The 19,213-nt window shown below is 59.8% G+C and carries 18 protein-coding genes and 1 pseudogene; 4 read left to right on the top strand and 15 right to left on the bottom strand.

The window, feature by feature from the left end; all coding sequences use genetic code 11:
- Window positions 1-10 precede the first annotated feature (10 nt).
- The 8 genes from tolA to aspS all read right to left on the bottom strand — a co-directional run bounded on the left by tolA (window position 11) and on the right by aspS (window position 6,924).
- Complete coding sequence (tolA, locus tag DYI22_RS00095; RefSeq protein ID WP_213476413.1) at window positions 11-976, bottom strand: cell envelope integrity protein TolA; 966 nt, start codon at window positions 974-976, stop codon at window positions 11-13.
- 84 nt (window positions 977-1,060) lie between these two features.
- Entirely contained in the window at window positions 1,061-1,507 is a 447-nt protein-coding gene (tolR, locus tag DYI22_RS00090; RefSeq protein WP_213476001.1) for a protein TolR, read from the bottom strand.
- Window positions 1,508-1,547: 40 nt separating this feature from the next.
- A complete protein-coding gene (tolQ, locus tag DYI22_RS00085; RefSeq protein WP_213476000.1) occupies window positions 1,548-2,240 on the bottom strand; it encodes a protein TolQ in 693 nt (230 codons plus the stop codon).
- A 3-nt stretch (window positions 2,241-2,243) separates the two neighbouring features.
- Window positions 2,244-2,711: a YbgC/FadM family acyl-CoA thioesterase gene (locus tag DYI22_RS00080; protein WP_228300712.1), complete on the bottom strand. Its 468-nt coding sequence runs from the start codon at window positions 2,709-2,711 to the stop codon at window positions 2,244-2,246.
- On the bottom strand, window positions 2,704-3,732 hold the full coding sequence (ruvB, locus tag DYI22_RS00075) for a Holliday junction branch migration DNA helicase RuvB (protein ID WP_213475998.1): 1,029 nt from the start codon (window positions 3,730-3,732) through the stop codon (window positions 2,704-2,706). The genes DYI22_RS00080 and ruvB overlap by 8 nt, the downstream gene beginning before the upstream one ends.
- A 158-nt stretch (window positions 3,733-3,890) precedes the next feature.
- Window positions 3,891-4,523: a Holliday junction branch migration protein RuvA gene (gene ruvA / locus DYI22_RS00070; protein ID WP_213475996.1), complete on the bottom strand. Its 633-nt coding sequence runs from the start codon at window positions 4,521-4,523 to the stop codon at window positions 3,891-3,893.
- A 30-nt stretch (window positions 4,524-4,553) separates the two neighbouring features.
- Window positions 4,554-5,078, bottom strand: coding sequence for a crossover junction endodeoxyribonuclease RuvC (gene ruvC, locus DYI22_RS00065; RefSeq protein WP_213475995.1), 525 nt, complete (start codon window positions 5,076-5,078; stop codon window positions 4,554-4,556).
- Window positions 5,079-5,097: 19 nt separating this feature from the next.
- Window positions 5,098-6,924: an aspartate--tRNA ligase gene (aspS, locus tag DYI22_RS00060; RefSeq protein WP_213475993.1), complete on the bottom strand. Its 1,827-nt coding sequence runs from the start codon at window positions 6,922-6,924 to the stop codon at window positions 5,098-5,100.
- A 184-nt stretch (window positions 6,925-7,108) separates the two neighbouring features.
- Here aspS and fabR point away from each other — a divergent pair, with 184 nt between their 5' ends.
- Entirely contained in the window at window positions 7,109-7,732 is a 624-nt protein-coding gene (fabR, locus tag DYI22_RS00055) for an HTH-type transcriptional repressor FabR (RefSeq protein ID WP_213475991.1), read from the top strand.
- On the opposite strand, the gene DYI22_RS00050 is transcribed toward fabR, so the two are convergent.
- From DYI22_RS00050 to guaB, 7 genes are all read right to left on the bottom strand, one after another.
- Entirely contained in the window at window positions 7,729-8,253 is a 525-nt protein-coding gene (locus tag DYI22_RS00050; RefSeq protein ID WP_213475990.1) for a hypothetical protein, read from the bottom strand. The genes fabR and DYI22_RS00050 overlap by 4 nt on opposite strands.
- 231 nt (window positions 8,254-8,484) lie before the next feature.
- The gene (locus DYI22_RS00045) at window positions 8,485-8,910 is read right to left on the bottom strand and encodes an HIT family protein (RefSeq protein WP_323132838.1); all 426 of its coding nucleotides are present in this window, start codon (window positions 8,908-8,910) and stop codon (window positions 8,485-8,487) included.
- A gap of 1 nt (window position 8,911) precedes the next feature.
- A complete protein-coding gene (locus tag DYI22_RS00040; protein WP_213475989.1) occupies window positions 8,912-10,255 on the bottom strand; it encodes a UDP-glucose dehydrogenase family protein in 1,344 nt (447 codons plus the stop codon).
- Window positions 10,256-10,295: 40 nt separating this feature from the next.
- Entirely contained in the window at window positions 10,296-11,291 is a 996-nt protein-coding gene (galE, locus tag DYI22_RS00035) for a UDP-glucose 4-epimerase GalE (RefSeq protein ID WP_213475987.1), read from the bottom strand.
- On the bottom strand, window positions 11,288-11,809 hold the full coding sequence (gene tadA, locus DYI22_RS00030; protein ID WP_213475986.1) for a tRNA adenosine(34) deaminase TadA: 522 nt from the start codon (window positions 11,807-11,809) through the stop codon (window positions 11,288-11,290). Before tadA ends, galE begins: the two co-directional genes overlap by 4 nt.
- Before the next feature lie 18 nt (window positions 11,810-11,827).
- Window positions 11,828-13,405: a glutamine-hydrolyzing GMP synthase gene (gene guaA / locus DYI22_RS00025; RefSeq protein ID WP_213475984.1), complete on the bottom strand. Its 1,578-nt coding sequence runs from the start codon at window positions 13,403-13,405 to the stop codon at window positions 11,828-11,830.
- A 65-nt stretch (window positions 13,406-13,470) separates the two neighbouring features.
- The gene (gene guaB / locus DYI22_RS00020; RefSeq protein ID WP_213475983.1) at window positions 13,471-14,934 is read right to left on the bottom strand and encodes an IMP dehydrogenase; all 1,464 of its coding nucleotides are present in this window, start codon (window positions 14,932-14,934) and stop codon (window positions 13,471-13,473) included.
- Window positions 14,935-15,148: 214 nt separating this feature from the next.
- On the opposite strand from guaB, the gene xseA reads away from it, so the two are divergent.
- The 3 genes and pseudogenes from xseA (at window position 15,149) to DYI22_RS00005 (ending at window position 19,022) form a co-directional block, all read left to right on the top strand.
- Window positions 15,149-16,507, top strand: coding sequence for an exodeoxyribonuclease VII large subunit (gene xseA, locus DYI22_RS00015; protein WP_213475982.1), 1,359 nt, complete (start codon window positions 15,149-15,151; stop codon window positions 16,505-16,507).
- Window positions 16,508-16,587: 80 nt separating this feature from the next.
- A pseudogene (locus DYI22_RS00010) lies at window positions 16,588-18,492 on the top strand (propionyl-CoA synthetase); the annotation flags it as partial.
- Window positions 18,493-18,812: 320 nt separating this feature from the next.
- A complete protein-coding gene (locus DYI22_RS00005) occupies window positions 18,813-19,022 on the top strand; it encodes a cold-shock protein (protein WP_091853604.1) in 210 nt (69 codons plus the stop codon).
- Window positions 19,023-19,213 lie beyond the last annotated feature (191 nt).

The following is a 19,213-nucleotide window of genomic DNA, read 5'->3' as shown; positions in this document are numbered from 1 at the left end:
CCATTGATCCTTATTGCAACCGCCGTGGATTGAATTCAATCGTGAATTGCCGGAAATAACGCTCGAACGTCGCACGATCATCGGGGATCGGGTAACGGCTCAATGATTTCACCGCTCCCAGCGCCGAGTTGTCGAACGCCGTATTGCCACTGCTACTAACCAGTTTAACCGACTGCAATTCGCCCGTGGGCAACAGCGTAATCTGGAGCCGTGCGGTCATTTCCTCGGTTGCCGACGACGGCGGATACCAGGCCTGACTGAGGCGCTCACGGATCAACGCCTGATATTTCTGGCTCTCCGACATCATTTGCGCTTCCCGGGCTTTCGCGGCGGCCGCTTCTCGCTGTTGCCGGGCTTCAGCCTCGCGCTGGCGGTCAGCTTCTTCCGCGAGCGCCTCGAGTTGCTGCTCCCTCAGGCGGCGCTCGGCCGCCTTGCGCTTCTCTTCCGCTTCGCGCCGGGCCTGTTCCTCACGCTTGCGCTTTTCGGCTTCTTCCCGCTGGCGACGCTCTTCTTCCTGCTTGCGGCGCTCCTCTTCGGCTTTGCGCCGGGCCTCTTCCTGGCGGCGCTTTTCTTCCTCCGCTCGCTGGCGCTCTCGCTCTTTTGCCTCGGCTTCCGCCTTCTGGCGCGCAGCCTCTTGCTCTCGCGCCCGCTGCTCTTCTCGCTTCCGGGCCGCTGCCGCTTCCTGGCGCTCACGCTCCCGTTCCTGCTCCAGCCGTTGCGCTTCTTCTCTGGCCCGCTGTTCTTCCGCCGCCTTGCGCTCGGCCTCTTCGCGACGCTGCTGCTCTTCCTGCTCCCGACGGCGCTCTTCGTCCCGGTCCGGCTCATCCACCTCCTCAACCACCCGGCTGGGCTCCGGCTCCTGCTGGGTAATCAGACGAGCCGCAATGCTGCGGGGCGCCGGATCATCTTTCGGGGTGATCCAGGACCAGCCTGTCAGCGCCACCACCACGATAAGCCCGTGCAGTAGCAGTGACATGGCAACGGGGGATTTCCAGGGTTGCTGCCCGGTACTGGTTACATCACGATCCTGACCTGTCACAAAAACCTGCCCGCTTTATGCTCAGTTTTCGGTGGATGGCGCTTCGGTAATCAACCCCACGCTGGAGGCGCCGGCACCCTGAAGCTCTGCCATCAGCCGCACCACCGTGCCGTACTCTACGTGTTCATCTCCGCGGACCAGTATTTCGCGGCTGCTGCGTTCGGACAGAATTTTTGCGACCTGGGCCCGCACCTCGCCAAGGGACATGGGATCACTGTCTTCGTCGCCGATCTCCAGAAAGTACGCCCCGTTGGAATCCACCGACACGATAATCGACTCCACATCCTTGTCAGACTGTATAGGGTCGGAGGTTGTCTCCGGCAGATCCACTTTTACTCCCTGAGTGAGCATCGGCGCGGTCACCATAAAGATCACCAGCAACACCAGCATCACATCGATGTAGGGCACCACATTGATCTCTGACATTGGCTTCCGGCGGTTCGCCGGCATCATCCCCATGCCTTTCATGCCTTTACACTCCTGCCCGCTTTATTCTGGCTGATGAATTTCACGCTGCGGTTGACTGTTCACTGTTGTGAACGCGGCGATGGAGAATGCTGGAAAACTCGTCGGCAAACGTTTCGTAATTCTTCAGGAGCGCGTCCGACATGGCCGAGAAACGGTTGTAGGCAATGACCGCCGGTATCGCCGCGAACAGGCCCATCGCGGTGGCGATCAGTGCCTCTGAAATGCCCGGCGCAACTGTGGCCAGGGTGGCCTGTTGAACCTGCGCCAGCCCGCGGAACGAATTCATGATGCCCCAGACGGTGCCGAAAAGGCCGATGTATGGGCTGGTGGAGCCTACCGTGGCCAGGAACGGCAAAGACGCTTCGAGCCGCTCCTGTTCGCGGGAGAACGCCACCCGCATGGCCCGTTGGGTACCCTCCATCACCGCGTCGGCATCACGGCTCTGCTGGCGCAGTCGGGAGAACTCTTTGAAACCCGCCCGGAACAGCGACTCCATGCCCGAGAAGGGTGTCGGATCGCTGTTCACCTCCCGATAAAGCTGGCCCAGATCCATACCCGACCAGAACCGCTCTTCGAACGCGAGCTGCGCCTGGCGGGCTTTGCGGAAAACCTGAAAACGCTGAAAGATCAGCGCCCAGGAAACCACGGAAGCCAGAACCAGTAACAGCATGACCAGCTGAACCAGCACCCCGGCGTTGGCGATGAGATACCAAACAGAAACTTCTGACTCCACCTTTTACTCCTGGCTTGTTCCGGTTTTCAGTTGGTTTTCGTGAACCCCTTCCAGCAGTTCACGCATGTTATCCGGCAGCCGCTTCGGCCGTCCGCTATCCAGTGCGATGCAGGCTACCCGAACATCGGCCGAGGCCAGCAGGGCTTCTTCCCCGGCCTGTGCTCCTGCCCGCATTACCCGCTGGCGAAAATCCATCCACACCCTGCCAAACCCGATCGGCTCGGCGGTTACAAGCAACTGGTCGTCCAGCCGGGCCGGCACCGCGTAGTGGATCGACAGTCGCTGCACCACATAATTGACGTTGTCTGCCAATCCGGCCCGCAGGCCTACGCCACAGGTACGGACCCACTCGGTGCGGGCGCGTTCCATGTAGTGTAGATACTTGGCATGGAAAACGATGCCTCCGGCGTCGGTATCCTCAATATATACCCGCACCGGCAGCCGGAACTCCTCCCCTCGGCGTTCAGTCAAAGAGATCCTCCTTACCTGACTGGGCCGGCACGGCACCAAAATGCTGGTAGGCACTCGATGTCACCATGCGCCCCCGGGGCGTGCGGATCATGAAGCCCTGCTGTATCAGGAAGGGCTCGAGCACATCCTCGATCGTCCCGCGCTCCTCGCTGATGGCTGCCGCCAGACTCTCAACGCCGACGGGTCCGCCATCAAATTTCTCAATCATCGCCAATAACAGTCGGCGATCCATGTGATCAAAACCCTGGTCATCCACTTTCAGCATGTTCAGGGCCTGATCGGCTACGGTGTCACTGATGCGTCCGTCGGCCTTCACCTCGGCAAAATCGCGCACCCGACGCAGCAGGCGATTGGCGATCCGGGGCGTACCGCGGGAGCGCCGTGCAATTTCAAAGGCGCCGCCCTCATCTATGTCCACCGACGACAGGCGCGCCGACCGGAGGATGATATTGGTCAGGTCCGCGGTGTTATAAAACTCAAGGCGCTGAACGATGCCGAACCGGTCCCGCAGTGGCGATGTCAACAGCCCCGCCCGAGTGGTGGCGCCCACCAGGGTGAACGGCGGCAGGTCGAGCTTGATGGACCGGGCTGCCGGCCCTTCCCCGATCATGATATCCAGCTGGTAATCTTCCATGGCTGGATAGAGCACTTCTTCAACCGCTGCACTGAGCCGGTGGATCTCGTCGATGAAAAGAACGTCGCCCTCTTCGAGATTCGTCAGCATGGCGGCCAAATCGCCCGCCTTCTCCAACACCGGCCCCGACGTGGTCTTGATGGCCACGCCCATTTCATTGGCGATGATGTTGGCCAGTGTGGTTTTACCCAGCCCCGGCGGCCCAAAAATCAGTACGTGATCCAGCGCCTCGTCCCGACCCCGGGCGGCAGAGATGAAAATGTCCATCTGCTCGCGCACCGCCGGCTGGCCGACATACTCGGATAACAGCGTGGGCCGGATCGCCCGATCCTGAACTTCCTCGTATTGCCCGGCCTGCGCCGAAATCAGTCGATCAGATTCAATCATCGCTCTACCTGAACGTTTTACCCGAAAAAGGGAATCCAACATCATGCCTGTACAGCGTTTTCGGGTTAAAGGTGACCCAATTGTACAAACGGCTCTGTGGCTGTCACGTTACGCTCTATACAGATTAGGCGCCAGACAGGTCGTAAGTTACGGCATATTCATCCGGCGGGAATCATATTGCGAAGTGCCAGTCGGATCAGATTCTCGCTGGACATCCCGTCTTCCGCTACCTTGCTTATCGCCTTCGCGGCCTCCTGCGGCTTGTAGCCAAGAGCAATCAGCGCCGCTTCCGCTTCGTCTTTCGGGGCGTGAACCGTGGTAGGCGAAGCCGGACCATTACCCGCTCCATCTGTCGCCCCAGACGACACTGGCGTGAACTGACCCTCAAGTTGCCCTATCCGATCTGTCATTTCAATAAGCAGGCGCTCAGCGGTTTTTTTGCCCACACCCGGCAGCTTGACCAGCGAATTGGCATCACGGCTTTCCACACAATGGATGAACTGCTGCGCGTCCAGCCCGGACAGAATCCCCACGGCCAGCTTCGGGCCGACGCCATTAACCCTGATCAGCAGGCGGAAAAGATCGCGATCCAGGCGTGACGCAAAGCCATAAAGGCTCTGGGCGTCCTCGCGAACGGCGAAATGAGTATGCAGAGTAATTTCCTCGCCCGGTTCCGGGAGATGGAAGAAGGTGGTGAAAGGAATATCCACTTCGTAACCCAGCCCTGCGCATTCAACCAGCGCCTGACCCGGTGACTTTTCGACGAGCGTGCCTCTGATTCGGCCTATCAACGGGTTACTCCTTTGGCGCTGCTGCGCCGGTTATTGTTGTCGGACCCGCCCGCTGCGAACCTTGCCGCCCGCTGAGAGCCGGGCAACGCTCTGGCTCATATGGGCGTGACAAAGGGCAATGGCGAGCGCGTCGGCGGCATCCGCCTGAGGTTTACGGGAGAGAGAAAGAAGCGCCTGCACCATGTGCTGAACCTGGGACTTGTCGGCACCGCCCTTGCCAACGACCGCCTGCTTGACCTGCCGCGCAGAATATTCGTGCACTGGCAGACCGCTGTTGGCGGCACTGACGATGGCAGCCCCCCGCGCCTGACCCAGCTTGAGTGCCGAGTCAGGGTTGCGGGCCATGAAAACCTGTTCGATGGCAAACTCTTGCGGACGGTACTCCCCAATGAGCGTGGCGAGGCCATGAAAGATCGCCTGCAGCCGTTCCGCCATGGGTTTTTCACCCATCCGGATACAGCCACTGTCGATGTATTCGATGTGGCGCCCTTCCGCCCGGATAATACCGTATCCGGTGATTCGGGAACCCGGATCAACCCCGAGAATGATCGCCACGTTCGCTTCCTCTGGTGGACTAGCCCTCAGCCTGGTTTTCTTCAGCCGAGCTGGCGTCCGCCTTGTTACCATCCGCGGCCTTGCTTGCAGGCTTGCGGCGACGGATGTGCAATTCGCGAAGCTGCTTGTCGTCCACCTCACCCGGCGCCTGAGTCATCAGGCAGGTCGCGCTCTGGGTCTTGGGGAAAGCAATCACGTCACGGATTGAGGAGGCGCCAGTCATCAGCATCACCAGGCGGTCCAGGCCGAAGGCCAGGCCACCGTGGGGCGGGCAACCAAACTTCAGGGCATCGAGCAGGAAGCCGAACTTGGCCCGCGCTTCCTCTTCACCGATTCCGAGAATGCGGAACACCGTCTCCTGCATTTTCTCATCGTGAATACGGATGGAACCACCACCCAGCTCGGTGCCGTTCAGCACCATGTCGTAGGCACGGGACAACGCTGTAGCCGGATTCGCTGCCAGCTCCTCGGGCGTGCAGGACGGCGCAGTGAACGGATGGTGAATCGCAGTCAGGCCACCGTCCGGGGTTTCTTCGAACATCGGGAAATCGACGACCCACATCGGTGCCCATTCAGCGGTGAGCATGTCCAGATCGTGCCCGACCCGGATGCGCAACGCACCCAGCGCCTCGTTCACCACATTCGTTTTATCGGCGCCAAAGAAGACGATGTCGCCGTCCTCTGCGCACACCCGCTCGATAATGGCCATGGCAACGTCGTTGCCGAGGAACTTGATGATCGGCGACTGCAGACCATCAACACCTTTGGCCAGTTCATTGACTTTGATGTAAGCCAGGCCCTTGGCGCCATAGATGCCGACGAACTTGGTGTAGTCGTCGATCTGCTTACGGGTAAGCTCTCCGCCTTTGGGTACCCGCAGCGCAGCGACACGGCCTTTGGGATCATTCGCGGGGCCGGCAAACACCTTGAAGTCGACACCGGCGACGAGGTCGCCCACGTCCATCAGCTCCAGCGGAATCCGCAGGTCCGGCTTATCACTGCCGTAACGCTGCATGGCCTCGGCATACGGCATGCGGGGAAATTCCGGGAGATCAACGTTGAGCACGTCCTTGAACAGCGACCGGATCAGGCCTTCGTTCAGTGACATCAGCGATTCTTCATCAATGAACGACGCCTCGATGTCCACCTGGGTGAATTCAGGCTGACGATCGGCCCGCAGATCCTCATCACGGAAACACTTGGCAATCTGGTAGTAGCGATCAACACCGGACACCATCAGCAACTGCTTGAACAGCTGCGGCGATTGCGGCAGCGCAAAGAAGGAGCCCTCATGCGTCCGGCTTGGAACCAGGTAGTCCCTGGCCCCTTCGGGCGTGGCGCGGGTCAGAATCGGCGTTTCCACATCCATGAAGCCGTTGCTGTCGAGGTAGTTACGGATGTAGCTGGTTACCCGCGAACGGAAACGCAGGCGGTTCAGCATTTCCGGACGACGCAGGTCAACAAATCGGTACTTCAGGCGTACGTCCTCACCCACGTCCACGTGCTCATCCAGCGGGAACGGCGGGGTGGCGGCGGCGTTGAGAATGCTCAGCTCCTTGCCCAGCAACTCAACCTGTCCGGTGGGCATGTTGCTGTTCTCGGTGCCGGCAGGACGACGGCGAACGCGTCCGGTCACTTTGACCACAAATTCACTGCGAACTTTTTCCGCCAGGGCAAAGCTCTCGGGGGTGTCAGGGTCGACCACTACCTGAGACATGCCATCCCGGTCCCGCAGGTCCAGAAAGATGACCCCGCCGTGGTCGCGGCGCCGGTGGACCCAACCGCAAAGTGTTACTTCCTGATCAATGTGAGATTCGTTGATACCACCGCAATAATGACTGCGCATACCGGTTCCCGTTGTTTCAGATGTGTGCATAAATGTGTGCAAATATGGATTTGGCGGACACTACTGGAAAAGCCGCCCATTATAAACACAATGCGCGTGAAAATCAGGCTCCGATCACGATGGGTGACGCCTAGGCTGCAGCCCGATAGAATGGTGCGCCCTAACCGCAATCGGAGCCGTTGTCTTGTCGTCCCGAGCCGAGCAAAAACTGAAGACCCGCCGCGCCCTGATGGACGCCGCTCTCGCCCAGCTCAGTGCTGATCGCGGGTTCGGGAGTCTCAGCCTGAGGGAAGTGGCGCGTGAAGCCGGCATCGCCCCGACCTCTTTCTACCGCCACTTTGCAGAGCTGGACGAACTGGGGCTGGCACTAGTCGACGAAGGCGGGGTCGCCTTGCGGCAACTGATGCGTCACGCGAGAAAACGCATTGCCCGGGACGGCAGCGCCATCAGCACCTCAGTTGAAACCTTCATGGAGTACCTGGGCAACAACGCCAACCTGTTCCGGCTGATGTTGCGGGAGAGGACCGGTGTATCGAAACCGTTCCGGACAGCCATCAAGGCGGAAATTGACCACTTTGTCACCGAGCTGGCAGACGATCTGCGACGCTTTGCGGAAGAGCGAAGCAAACCGGTTGCCGATGCGCGGCTGGTCGCCGAAGCTATGGTCACCCTGGTGTTCAATCAGGGCGCCGAGGCGCTGGATGCAACCGCGAAGGAACGGGAAGAACTGAAGGCCAAGCTGAAAACCGAATTGCGGATGATTCTGGTGGGCTCCCAGACGTTGGCGAGCCGACCAGCCAGGCATTAACCTGCGAGTCGCGTGCGACCTCCAGGCTGATACCCACGGGGCAATGTGTAACCGGAGGCGACCAATCGCTCCGCATCGGAACGGTGACGTTCGAGGTACCTCTCCATTTCAATAGCCCGGCGCCTGACAGGCTCGGCATCCTCACGACTCGCGGGATATTCCAGCTGAAGCCCGGCGCGAAGCACCCCCTCTTCATCATGAACGTACCGTACGTTGCCACTCACAAAATCGATGGCTGGCTCCCCCCGGCCTCGCCCGGTACCGTGCTTCCGCGCTAAAGACAGTCTCACGATCTGTTCCGGCGCGAGACAGGGTTCGGGAAGAATCAGCGCAACACCCTCACGGTCAAAATCCAGTACCGCGCACTCGCTGATCAGCTCGGAAGCGTTGCTGGTATATACCCGAGCAGATAACAGACCCAACGCCAGATACCGGTAATTTACCGCCGGATGATCACAAACTCCCGGATGTTCACCCGTGAGCTGCCGCCATGTCGCCAGATCCAAAGACTTTCCCAGCATAATGTTCCCACCCTGTTATTTGGCTTTTTTGAGACCTGCGTCACAGTTTTTAGGAATCTGCTCCATAGTACACACAGCGCATACGTGAATCCCCTTAGCCGGGGACCATCGCGCTGCGAACCGCCGTATTTGGCCCGGGAAGAAAGGATACGGGGGCCGATCAGGCCACCCGTCACAGGCTACTGGTATATGTGGTAAGCGAGATAGGAAGCGCCTCAGTGCAGAATGCACTCAGGAAAGGGACGCAATCACCGGCTGTAGCTTTTGAAAGACGGTCTTTCGATCACGTTCGCCGTAAGGCACCGGCGCTTGCTTGCCCCAGACAGGGCCGGGCCATGCAGGGTCCGACTGGTAACGGACGATGTGATGCAAATGCAGTTGCGGTACCATGTTGCCCAGCGCCGCCACGTTCATCTTGTCGCCTTCAAACAGCGTCATCATGCGCCGGCTCAACTCCGACGATTCCGCCAGCAGGCGCTGTTGCTGCTCCTCCGAAAGCTCATAGATTTCTCGGATACCGGGCACAGAGGGCACCAGAATGACCCAAGGCCAGGTGCAATCGTTCATCAGGCGCACCTCGCACAGGCGGCTTCGACCGAGACTCAGGGTATCGGCCGCCAGCCGCTCGTGGAGACGGAATTCCAGAGGCTCGCCCACGTTAATCAAACCGGAACTGATTACGCCCGCGCCCGATGGCGTAGTAGATCAGACCATGACGCTCCAGCATGTCCGGCTCATACAGGTTGCGACCGTCGAAGACCACCGGCGCCCGCAGCGCCTCGGCGATGCCCCCGAAATCCGGGGAGCGGAACTCTTTCCACTCGGTGCAGATAGCCAGAACATCAGCACCTTTCAGCGCCTGCTCTTTGGTGCCACAGAGCGTAAGCCCTGGCTGGTCGCCATACAGGCGCTGGGTCTCCTCCATCGCCTCAGGATCGAACGCCTGGACCGTTGCGCCAGCCTTCCAGAGGTCCTCCATCAGGGTGCGTGAGGACGCTTCGCGCATGTCATCGGTGTTCGGTTTGAACGCCAGCCCCCAGACCGCCACCACCTTGCCCTGGAGATCGCCGTTGAAATAGTGACTGATCTTGTCGTAGAGGACGTGTTTCTGGGCGTAATTGACCGCCTCCACCGCATTCAGCAGACGGGCGTCGTAGTCACAGTCACGCGCGGTCCGCGCCAGCGCCTGCACGTCTTTCGGGAAACAGGAACCACCGTAGCCACAACCCGGGTATATGAAGTGATAACCGATGCGCGGGTCGGACCCGATACCGCGGCGCACCGCCTCGATGTCCGCACCTAACCGTTCTGCCAGGTTTGCAATTTCGTTCATGAAGCTGATCTTGGTGGCCAGCATGGAGTTTGCGGCGTATTTGGTCAGCTCGGCGGAGCGAATGTCCATGAAGATCATGCGATCGTGGCTGCGATTGAATGGATAGTAAACCTCCCGCAGCAGATCGGCAGCCTGGTCGCTGTCGGTGCCCACCACGATACGATCCGGCTTCATGAAATCATTGATCGCCGCCCCCTCCTTGAGGAATTCGGGGTTGGAAACCACGTCAAATTCCAGCTCCAGCCCGCGACGGTCCAGTTCGGCCCGCACCGCCGCTTTGACCCGGTCTCCGGTACCAACCGGCACCGTCGATTTGTCGACCACAACCTTGTAGTCCTCCATGTGTTCCCCGATAGACCGGGCCACGGCGGTGACGTATTGCAGATCCGCCGAACCGTCTTCATCGGGCGGCGTGCCCACCGCGATGAACTGGAGTACCCCGTGCTTTACCGCCTGTGAGGTATCTGTCGTGAACGACAGGCGGCCGGCTTCGGTCGTATGTTTGACGATACTGTCCAGCCCCGGCTCATAAATGGGAATCTGACCGTTCCTGAGTTTTTCGATCTTGCCCTGATCCACGTCCATACACAGCACGTCGTGGCCCACGTCCGCCAGACAGGCGCCGGTGACCAGCCCGACATATCCGGTACCGAATATCGTTATCTTCATCCGCTCAATCCCGCGTATCTATCGTTAAAAATGAATTGGCTCAGGCGTTGTCGCCGGCCTGCCGGTGATGCCATATTTCTTCCCAGGCGAGCGCTGTACCTACAATCGTATCGAGATCGTCGTACGCCGGCTGCCAGCCGAGCACCTGACGGATCTTGCCGTTGTCTGCCATCAACGCTGCCGGATCTCCGGCCCGACGACCGGTTTCCTCCACCGGGAAATCCACACCGGATTGCCGCTTCACCACATCAATCACCTCGCGCACGGTAAAACCGCGCCCGTAGCCGCAATTCAGCACTTGCGATTCGCCACCACCGGCCATGTAATCCAAAGCCATAACATGGGCTTTTGCCAGATCCTCCACGTGAATGTAATCGCGGATGCAGGTGCCGTCGCGGGTCTCGTAATCGGTCCCGAATACGCTCATGCCGTCGCGCTTGCCGGTAACACATTCGCAAGCGACCTTGATCAGATGTGTGGCCTCGGGTGTTGCCTGCCCCAGCAGGCCGTCGGGATTGGCTCCCGCCACATTGAAGTAGCGCAGAATCACGTAATTCAGCGGTGAAGCCGCCGCCAGATCCATGATCATGCGCTCGCTCATCATTTTCGACGCGCCGTAGGGGTTGATCGGCGCCAGGGGCATGCTCTCGGTCAACACCGTGTCATCCGGCATGCCGTACACGGCAGCGGTTGACGAGAACACCATGTAGGGAACGCCGTGCTCAGACACCGCCTTCAGAAGGTTGAGGGTATTCCGGGTGTTATTGCTGTAGTACTTGAGAGGATCGGCTACGGATTCCGGAACCACTATATTCGCGGCAAAATGCAGCACTGCTTCAAATTCGTGGCGGGCGAACACATCGGCAATGGCCGCTTCGTCCGCGAGGTCACCCACCACAAGCTCGCCACAGGTCACCGCCCAGCGATACCCCGTGGACAAATTGTCAAAAACCACAATATCGTGCCCTGCGGCACCCAACTGGCGAACAACGTGACTGCCAATATAACCGGCTCCGCCGGTAACCAAGACTTTCATAGCGCGCTGGTACCCTTCCCTGAATTCAGTTGCTGTTGTTGCCGTTGGCGCCGGATCGCGGCGCGACGACTGCTGAAGAATGCACTGATGGCTTCGCTGCACTGGTCGGCGAGTACCCCACCGGCACATTCAACCTGCCAGTTAAAGTGCGGTTCGTCCAGTGTCCGCCGCGCGGATTCTACCGCACCGGCTTTTGGTTCTGTCGCACCGTAAACCAACCGGCTGACACGACTGTGCACGATGGCCCCCACACACATGGTGCAGGGTTCCAGCGTTACATACAGGGTAGCACCTGAGAGGCGGTAATTGCCGACCCGGCGCGCGGCGTCCCTGAGCGCCCGGATCTCGGCGTGTGCTGTCGGATCACAGCCGCTGATGGGGGCATTGAAACCGGCACCGATTTCCCGGCCATCGAGCACCACCACCGCACCGACGGGCACCTCACCCTGCGCCGCCGCCTGAGACGCCAGGGCCAGGGCACGGCTCATCCATTGATCGTCATCGGAGCCTGTGGTCATGTCCGGATCAGCGCCCGCTTATTCCCACTCGATGGTTGCCGGCGGCTTGGAGGATACATCGTAAGTAACCCGGGAAACCCCGGTGATCTCATTGATGATCCGGTTCGACACGGTTTCGAGCAGCTCATACGGCAGGTGGGCCCAGCGCGCGGTCATGAAATCGATGGTTTCCACCGCCCGCAGTGCAACCACATACTCATAACGGCGGGCGTCGCCAACCACACCCACCGATTTTACCGGCAGGAAAACCGCAAACGCCTGACTGGTCTTGTGATACAGATCGGCACGGTGCAGCTCTTCCAGGAAAATGGCATCAGCACGGCGCAGAATATCCGCGTATTCCTTTTTCACCTCACCCAGAATCCGCACGCCCAGACCGGGCCCCGGGAACGGATGGCGATACACCATGTCGTAGGGCAGCCCCAGCTCCAGGCCAATGCGGCGTACCTCGTCCTTGAACAGCTCCCGCAACGGCTCCACCAGCTTCATTTTCATCGTCTCGGGAAGGCCGCCGACGTTATGGTGGGACTTGATGACGTGCGCTTTACCGGTTTTGGACGCGGCAGATTCGATGACGTCCGGGTAGATAGTGCCCTGGGCAAGCCAGTTCACATCGCGGATACTCGCGGCTTCCTCGTCGAACACATCAATAAACGTGTTACCAATGATCTTGCGCTTCTTTTCCGGGTCTGCCTCGCCCTTGAGCTTGGACAGAAACAGATCTTCCGCATCCACACGGATCACTTTCACGCCCATGTTGCTGGCAAACATGTCCATGACCTGATCGCCTTCGTGCAGGCGCAACAGGCCGTTGTCCACGAAAACACAGGTTAGCTGTTCGCCGATTGCCCGGTGCAACAGCGCCGCGGTCACCGAGGAATCGACCCCGCCGGAGAGCCCCAGCAACACCTTGTCGGTACCCACCTGCTCGCGGATCTGGCGCACGGCGTCGTCGACGATTTTGGCGGGGGTCCACAGCGCCTCGCAGCCACTGATGTTCAGGACGAAATGCTCGAGAATGCGCTTACCCTGCAGGGTGTGGGTTACCTCGGGATGGAACTGCACCCCGTAGAGGTTACGTTCCCGATCCTGCATAGCCGCAATGGGCGCACTTTCGGTGGACGCCAGCAGCTCGAAGCCGTCGGGCATGGCCACAACCTTGTCACCGTGGCTCATCCACACATCCAGCAGCGAGTCACCCGTTGCCGTCAGGTGGTCGGTAATATCCTGCAGCAGGGGGCCGGCGGCGCGCACCTTGACCTGCGCATAGCCAAACTCGCGCTTTTCGGAGCTGGCAACGCGGCCGCCGAGCTGCTCCGCCATGGTCTGCATGCCATAGCAGATCCCCAGAACCGGAATGCCGCGATCAAACAGGCCATCCGGCGCGCGGGGCCCGCCCAGTTGTGTTACCGATTCCGGGCCGCCGGCAAGGATAATGCCCTTGGGGTTAAACGCGTCGAGCTCTTCAGCGGTGATATCAAAGGCCCTGATTTCACAGTAAACGCCAATCTCCCGGACGCGACGAGCGATCAGTTGCGTGTATTGGGAACCAAAATCGAGAATCAGAATGCGGTGGTCGTGGATGTTCTGGGCCATGGAGTCCTCGGATCAGAAATAATAGGCGCGGCTCAGCCCCTGAGCCGCGCCTGAAACGGCGTAGCTTAACCGACGCGGTAGTTGGGTGCTTCCTTGGTGATGGTCACGTCGTGAACGTGGCTCTCACGCATACCCGCGTTTGTAATGCGGACAAACTGGGGCTTGGTGCGCATCTCTTCCATGGTGGCACTGCCCGTGTAACCCATGGATGCCCTCAGGCCGCCCATCAACTGATGCACGATGTTGCGCATCGGGCCTTTGCAGGCCACCCGACCCTCGATACCTTCCGGCACCAGTTTCTCGATACCCTTGCTGGCGTCCTGGAAGTAGCGGTCGCTGGAGCCCTGGCCCATGGCGCCGATAGAGCCCATGCCTCGGTAGGCCTTGTAGCTACGTCCCTGAAACAGCTCCACTTCACCGGGCGCTTCGTCGGTGCCGGCCAGCAGGCTGCCGATCATGACACTGTGCGCGCCGGCGGCGATGGCCTTGGCAATGTCACCGGAGAAACGCACACCACCGTCAGCGATCAGTGGCACGCCGCGATCCTTCAGGGCAGCGGCCACATTGGAGACGGCGGAAATCTGAGGCACACCGATGCCGGCGACGATACGGGTGGTACAGATCGAACCGGGGCCGATACCCACCTTGACCGCGTCAGCGCCGGCGTCCGCCAGGGCAATGGCCGCTTCGGCAGTGGCGATGTTGCCGCCGATCACCTGTACCTCGGGGAAGTTCTCTTTCACCCAGCGCACCCGGTCAATCACGCCCTTGGAATGACCGTGGGCGGTATCCACCACGATCACATCAACGCCAGCTTCCGCCAGCGCGGTTATCCGCGCATCGGTGTCACCACCGGTGCTGACCGCGGCGCCCACGCGCAGGCGACCTTGCTCATCTTTGCAGGCCAGCGGATAGTCCTTGGCCTTCTGGATATCCTTGACGGTAATCAGGCCCTTGAGCTCGAAGTCGTCGTTGACCACCAGTACTTTCTCGATGCGGTGGCGGTGGAGCAATTCCTTGACGTCGTCCAGACTGGCGCCTTCCCGGACCGTCACCAACTTGTCTTTAGGCGTCATGATGTCAGACACCGGCGTGTCCATCCGGCTTTCGAAACGGATGTCACGACCGGTCACGATGCCGACCAGGTCACGCCCATCGACGACCGGCAGGCCAGAAATATTGTTGGCCATGGTGATATCCACCAGCTCACGGACGGTGGTGCCGGGGGTGACCGTGATCGGGTCTTTCACCACGCCGCTTTCAAACTTCTTGACCTTGCGAACGGCTGACGCCTGTTGCTCAACACTCATGTTCTTGTGCATGATACCGATACCGCCTTCCTGAGCCATAGCAATGGCCAGCTCGGCTTCAGTCACGGTATCCATGGCTGATGACACCAGCGGAACGTTCAGGGTGATGCCCTTGGTCAACTGGGTTTTCAGGCTCACCTGGTGGGGAAGAACTTCCGAAAATCCTGGGATCAGCAGAACATCGTCAAACGTGAGGGCTTCTTCGGCAATTCGCAGCATTGGGATCCGCCTTTTGATCATGCTAAGTTGGGAATTCACACGTCCTGCCCGCCGTGACCTGACAGTGCGAAAACCTTAATCGGACTATTATAAATGGGCGTGGGTATACAGTAAACCGCGGCAGTTTTAAGGTTCGATTGCATCTTTTTGAAATTCCGCTATTTTTGCCCTTCTTTTTTCGGCTATTGCGTATATCAGGACCGGGAGCCAGAACGTGCACACCCCATTTCAGGATTCACGCCCGCCGGCGCTGAGCGTCAGCGAACTGAACCACCAGGCAAAACGCCTGCTGGAAACCAGCTTCATGCAGGTGTGGGTGGAGGGCGAGCTATCCGGCTTCTCCCGCCCGTCATCGGGCCACTGGTACTTCTCCCTCAAGGACCGTAAAAGCCAGGTTCGCTGCGCGATGTTCAAGGGCTCGAACCAGCGTATTCGGGAACTGCCCAAAGAAGGCGATCAGATACGCATTCGCGGCAAGGTCACGCTGTATGAGAACCGGGGTGACTTCCAGATTATCGTTGAGCACCTGGAGCCCGCAGGACTGGGCGCACTGCAACAGGCCTACGAGGAGCTGAAGCGCAAGCTGCAGGCGGAGGGGCTGTTCGACATGGCCCGCAAGAAACCCGTGCCGGCCGTGCCCCGCCACATCGGGGTGGTTACCTCGCCTACGGGCGCCGCCATACACGACATACTGACGGTACTGGCGCGCCGCTGCCCGGCCATTCCGGTAACGCTCTATCCCACCGCCGTGCAGGGCAAGCCGGCCACCGCCGACATTGTCCGTGCGATCACCGCCGCACAAGCCCACGGCGTGGCCGACGTACTGATCATTGGTCGTGGTGGCGGCTCGCTGGAAGATTTGTGGTGTTTCAACGAGGAGACCGTTGCCCGCGCCATCGCGGACTGCTCGATTCCAACGGTGAGTGCCGTGGGTCACGAAGTGGACGTCACCATTGCCGATTTCGTGGCGGATCTGCGCGCGCCAACCCCCTCCGCCGCCGCGGAGAAAATCTCCCCGGACCAGCAGGAGTGGATACGGCAGGTCGACGACCGGCGAAGACGGCTAGCGTCGGCGTTCGCCCGGGTATTGCAGGGCTTTCATACCCAGACCGGCCATCTGGCCGCACGCCTGCGCGATCCGCGCCGCGAACTGCTGGACAAGGCCCAGCGCATGGACGAACTGGACATAAGACTGGGCAAGGCCATACAGCAGGCTGTGCAGCAGCACCGGCTTCGTACGAACCATCTGGCCCAGCGACTGACCACCCAGTCACCGCGCCGGCAGCTCGACCAGAGCCAGAGCGCGCTGGAGCATCTGCAGGAGAAACTTCTCACCGCGATGGACCGGAGGCTTGCCAGTCAGCGGGACCGTCTCGACCACACCGGGCAGACGCTTAATCTGGTCAGTCCCCTGGCGACGCTGGGGCGTGGCTACGCCATAGCACGGCGGGAACCCGACGGCGCAATCATCCGCGATGCGGGGGAGATGCACACCGGAGACACCATCAACACCCGTGTCGGGCGGGGCAGCTTCACCTCGACCGTGATCTCGGTCAACTCCGGGAACGATTGATCCGCAACCAGCAACCCACTAAGCCTATGGTCTAGTAGTCCTTCCCCTCAAAGTGCCTACAGTTGTGATTATCTCCATTAAAACAACAACAGCATCACGAGGTGGATGGAATGGGTTACAACTCTGAATTCAGACGCTCGATCGACCATCCAGAGGAATTCTGGCGTGATCAGGCGGCGAACATCAATTGGATCAGGCCTCCTGAAACCATCTGGCAGGCAACCGACAATGGCCACGGCCTCTGGTTTCCTGACGGGGAGCTCAACACCAGTGACGTCGCGCTGGACGCCAATATCCGCGCCGGGCGCGGCGAACAGACCGCGCTGATCTATGACTCGCCGGTTACCGACACCACCCGCTCCTTCACCTACAACGAATTAACCCATCAGGTCGCGCTGTTTGCCGGTGTTCTGCGGGACCGGGGGGTAAGCAAGGGCGATCGCGTCATTATCTACATGCCGATGGTTCCTGAAGCGGTCATTGCCATGCTTGGCTGCGCCCGCATCGGCGCCATTCACTCGGTGGTTTTCGGAGGTTTCGCCGCCCACGAACTGGCGGTACGCATCGACGACGCCAAACCCAAAGCTCTCGTTACGGCTTCCTGTGGCATCGAAGTGGCCAAGGTCATCGAGTACAAGCCACTGGTCGACACCGCCATTGAACAGGCCCGCCATAAGCCCGATTGCTGCATTCTCTTCCAGCGCCCCCAGGTTACGGCCGGGATGCTGAGCGGTCGGGATTATGACTGGAGTGAGCTCATGGCAAGTGCCAAGCCGGTGGCTCCGGTGCCGGTGAAATCCACAGACCCGCTTTACATCCTGTATACCTCTGGCACCACCGGCAAGCCCAAGGGCGTGGTGCGCGACAACGGCGGTCATGCCGTCGCCCTGCGTTACAGCATGCAGCTCGTCTATAACGCCAGGCCGGGGGACGTGTACTGGGCCGCCTCGGATGTCGGCTGGGTGGTTGGCCACAGCTACATTGTGTATGGCCCCCTGTTTGCCGGTTGCACGACCATTCTGTACGAAGGAAAACCGGTAAAAACACCGGATGCCGGCGCCTTCTGGCGGGTGGTACAGGACCACAAAGTGAATATGCTGTTTACCGCGCCCACCGCCTTCCGGGCCGTTCGCAAGGAAGACCCGGAGGCAGACCAGCTGTCCCGCTATGACATCAGCTCGCTGAAGCGACTGTTTCTGGCGGGCGAACGCCTCGACCCGGCCACCTACGACTGGCTGAGAGAGCAGACCGGTTTGCCGGTGCTGGACCACTGGTGGCAGACGGAAACCGGATGGGCCATCTGCTGCAACCCGGTGGGCATCGAGTTGATGGCCACCAAGCCGGGGTCCGCCACCGTGCCCTCACCCGGCTTCAACGTGCAGGTGGTGGATATGGAAGGAACTCAGGTACCGGCGGGCGAACAGGGACAAATTGCGGTGAAACTGCCACTGCCGCCGGGGTGCATGATGACCGTCTGGGGCGACGATGCCCGCTTCCGCAAGACCTATCTGGAACCCATCAAGGGCTTTTACACCTCCGGTGATGGCGGGTTTGTGGATGACGACGGCTATGTGTATGTTATGGGCCGCACCGATGACGTGATCAACGTCGCAGGGCACCGGCTGTCAACCGGCGAGATGGAAGAGGTGGTGGCCTCCCACCCGGCGGTTGCCGAATGCTGCGTGGTCGGTGCCAGTGACGAAATGAAAGGCCAGATTCCGGTCGGCCTGGTGCTGATCAAGGACGGCGCCACCATCGACCACGATGAGCTTGAGGAAGAGCTGGTTGACATGGTGCGTGAAAAGATCGGAGCCATCGCCTGCTTCCGTCGGGCACTGGTGGTCGACAGGCTGCCGAAAACCCGCTCTGGCAAGATCCTGCGGCGCATCATCCGGCAGATCGCAGACGGTGAGGAATACGCCGTCCCCAGCACCATCGACGATCCAACGATTCTTGAGGACATCAGTAAACAGTTTGGCCGCTGACAGAAAGACCTTTCCGCGTGTCAACCGTGCCCTGAAAAATGGCGCGGTTGACCGGTGACGTTTTCATGACAAGCTCTTGTTTTTTCAGCCTTATAAACGGGCAATAAAGTAGCGAAAAAAGCGTTGACGCCCCCGAAACTCGGTCTATACTGAAATTGCTGTGAAAATACAGCGTTATTTGGTGAATGTGCTTCAACGTCCTGCCACAGTGCTCTTCGTTGCCCCTTCCTCAGTACGCTAGATTTTATGCAGCAGCGGTTCATCCCAAGGACAACCGAAGGTCCCGTGAGGGCAAAATCTCAGGAATACAGGAAAGATCAATGTCTGATACAAAAACCGGCCACGTAAAGTGGTTCAACGAATCCAAAGGCTTTGGCTTCATCGCTCAGGATGGCGGCAGTGACGTGTTCGTTCACTACAGCGCAATTAACGCAAGCGGTTTCCGTACCCTGGCCGAAGGTCAGCAGGTGCAGTTTACCGTAACACAGGGCCCGAAAGGTCCCCAGGCGGAAAACGTTACCCCGGTCTGAGGTAACGCTTCCGCTTTTGCCCCTCACGGGCAATAGCAGCAGTAAATCAAAAAAGCCGGCTTCAGAGGCTGTGTAAAAACTCGATTTACATAGCCCCTGGGCTGGCAAGCAAAATGCCTCGGACATTGTCCGGGGCATTTTTGCTTTGAGTCGGTTTGTATTTCCAAGCAATAAAAACACGGGGAACAGAC

The sequence above is a fragment of the Marinobacter lipolyticus genome, assembly GCF_018424605.1.
Classification (GTDB): Bacteria; Pseudomonadota; Gammaproteobacteria; order Pseudomonadales; family Oleiphilaceae; genus Marinobacter; species Marinobacter lipolyticus_B.
Note: the sequence above shows the minus strand (reverse complement) of the source record. Positions and strands in the feature narration are given on the sequence as shown.

Excerpts from the sequence above, each read along its gene's own strand:
- tolA (WP_213476413.1), bottom strand. The coding sequence starts at position 976 with ATGTCACTGCTACTGCACGGGCTTATCGTGGTGGTGGCGCTGACAGGC.
- tolR (WP_213476001.1), bottom strand. The coding sequence starts at position 1,507 with ATGAAAGGCATGGGGATGATGCCGGCGAACCGCCGGAAGCCAATGTCA.
- ruvB (WP_213475998.1), bottom strand. The coding sequence starts at position 3,732 with ATGATTGAATCTGATCGACTGATTTCGGCGCAGGCCGGGCAATACGAG.
- aspS (WP_213475993.1), bottom strand. The coding sequence starts at position 6,924 with ATGCGCAGTCATTATTGCGGTGGTATCAACGAATCTCACATTGATCAG.
- DYI22_RS00050 (WP_213475990.1), bottom strand. The coding sequence starts at position 8,253 with ATGCTGGGAAAGTCTTTGGATCTGGCGACATGGCGGCAGCTCACGGGT.
- DYI22_RS00040 (WP_213475989.1), bottom strand. The coding sequence starts at position 10,255 with ATGAAGATAACGATATTCGGTACCGGATATGTCGGGCTGGTCACCGGC.
- galE (WP_213475987.1), bottom strand. The coding sequence starts at position 11,291 with ATGAAAGTCTTGGTTACCGGCGGAGCCGGTTATATTGGCAGTCACGTT.
- tadA (WP_213475986.1), bottom strand. The coding sequence starts at position 11,809 with ATGACCACAGGCTCCGATGACGATCAATGGATGAGCCGTGCCCTGGCC.
- guaA (WP_213475984.1), bottom strand. The coding sequence starts at position 13,405 with ATGGCCCAGAACATCCACGACCACCGCATTCTGATTCTCGATTTTGGT.
- guaB (WP_213475983.1), bottom strand. The coding sequence starts at position 14,934 with ATGCTGCGAATTGCCGAAGAAGCCCTCACGTTTGACGATGTTCTGCTG.
- DYI22_RS00005 (WP_091853604.1), top strand. The coding sequence starts at position 18,813 with ATGTCTGATACAAAAACCGGCCACGTAAAGTGGTTCAACGAATCCAAA.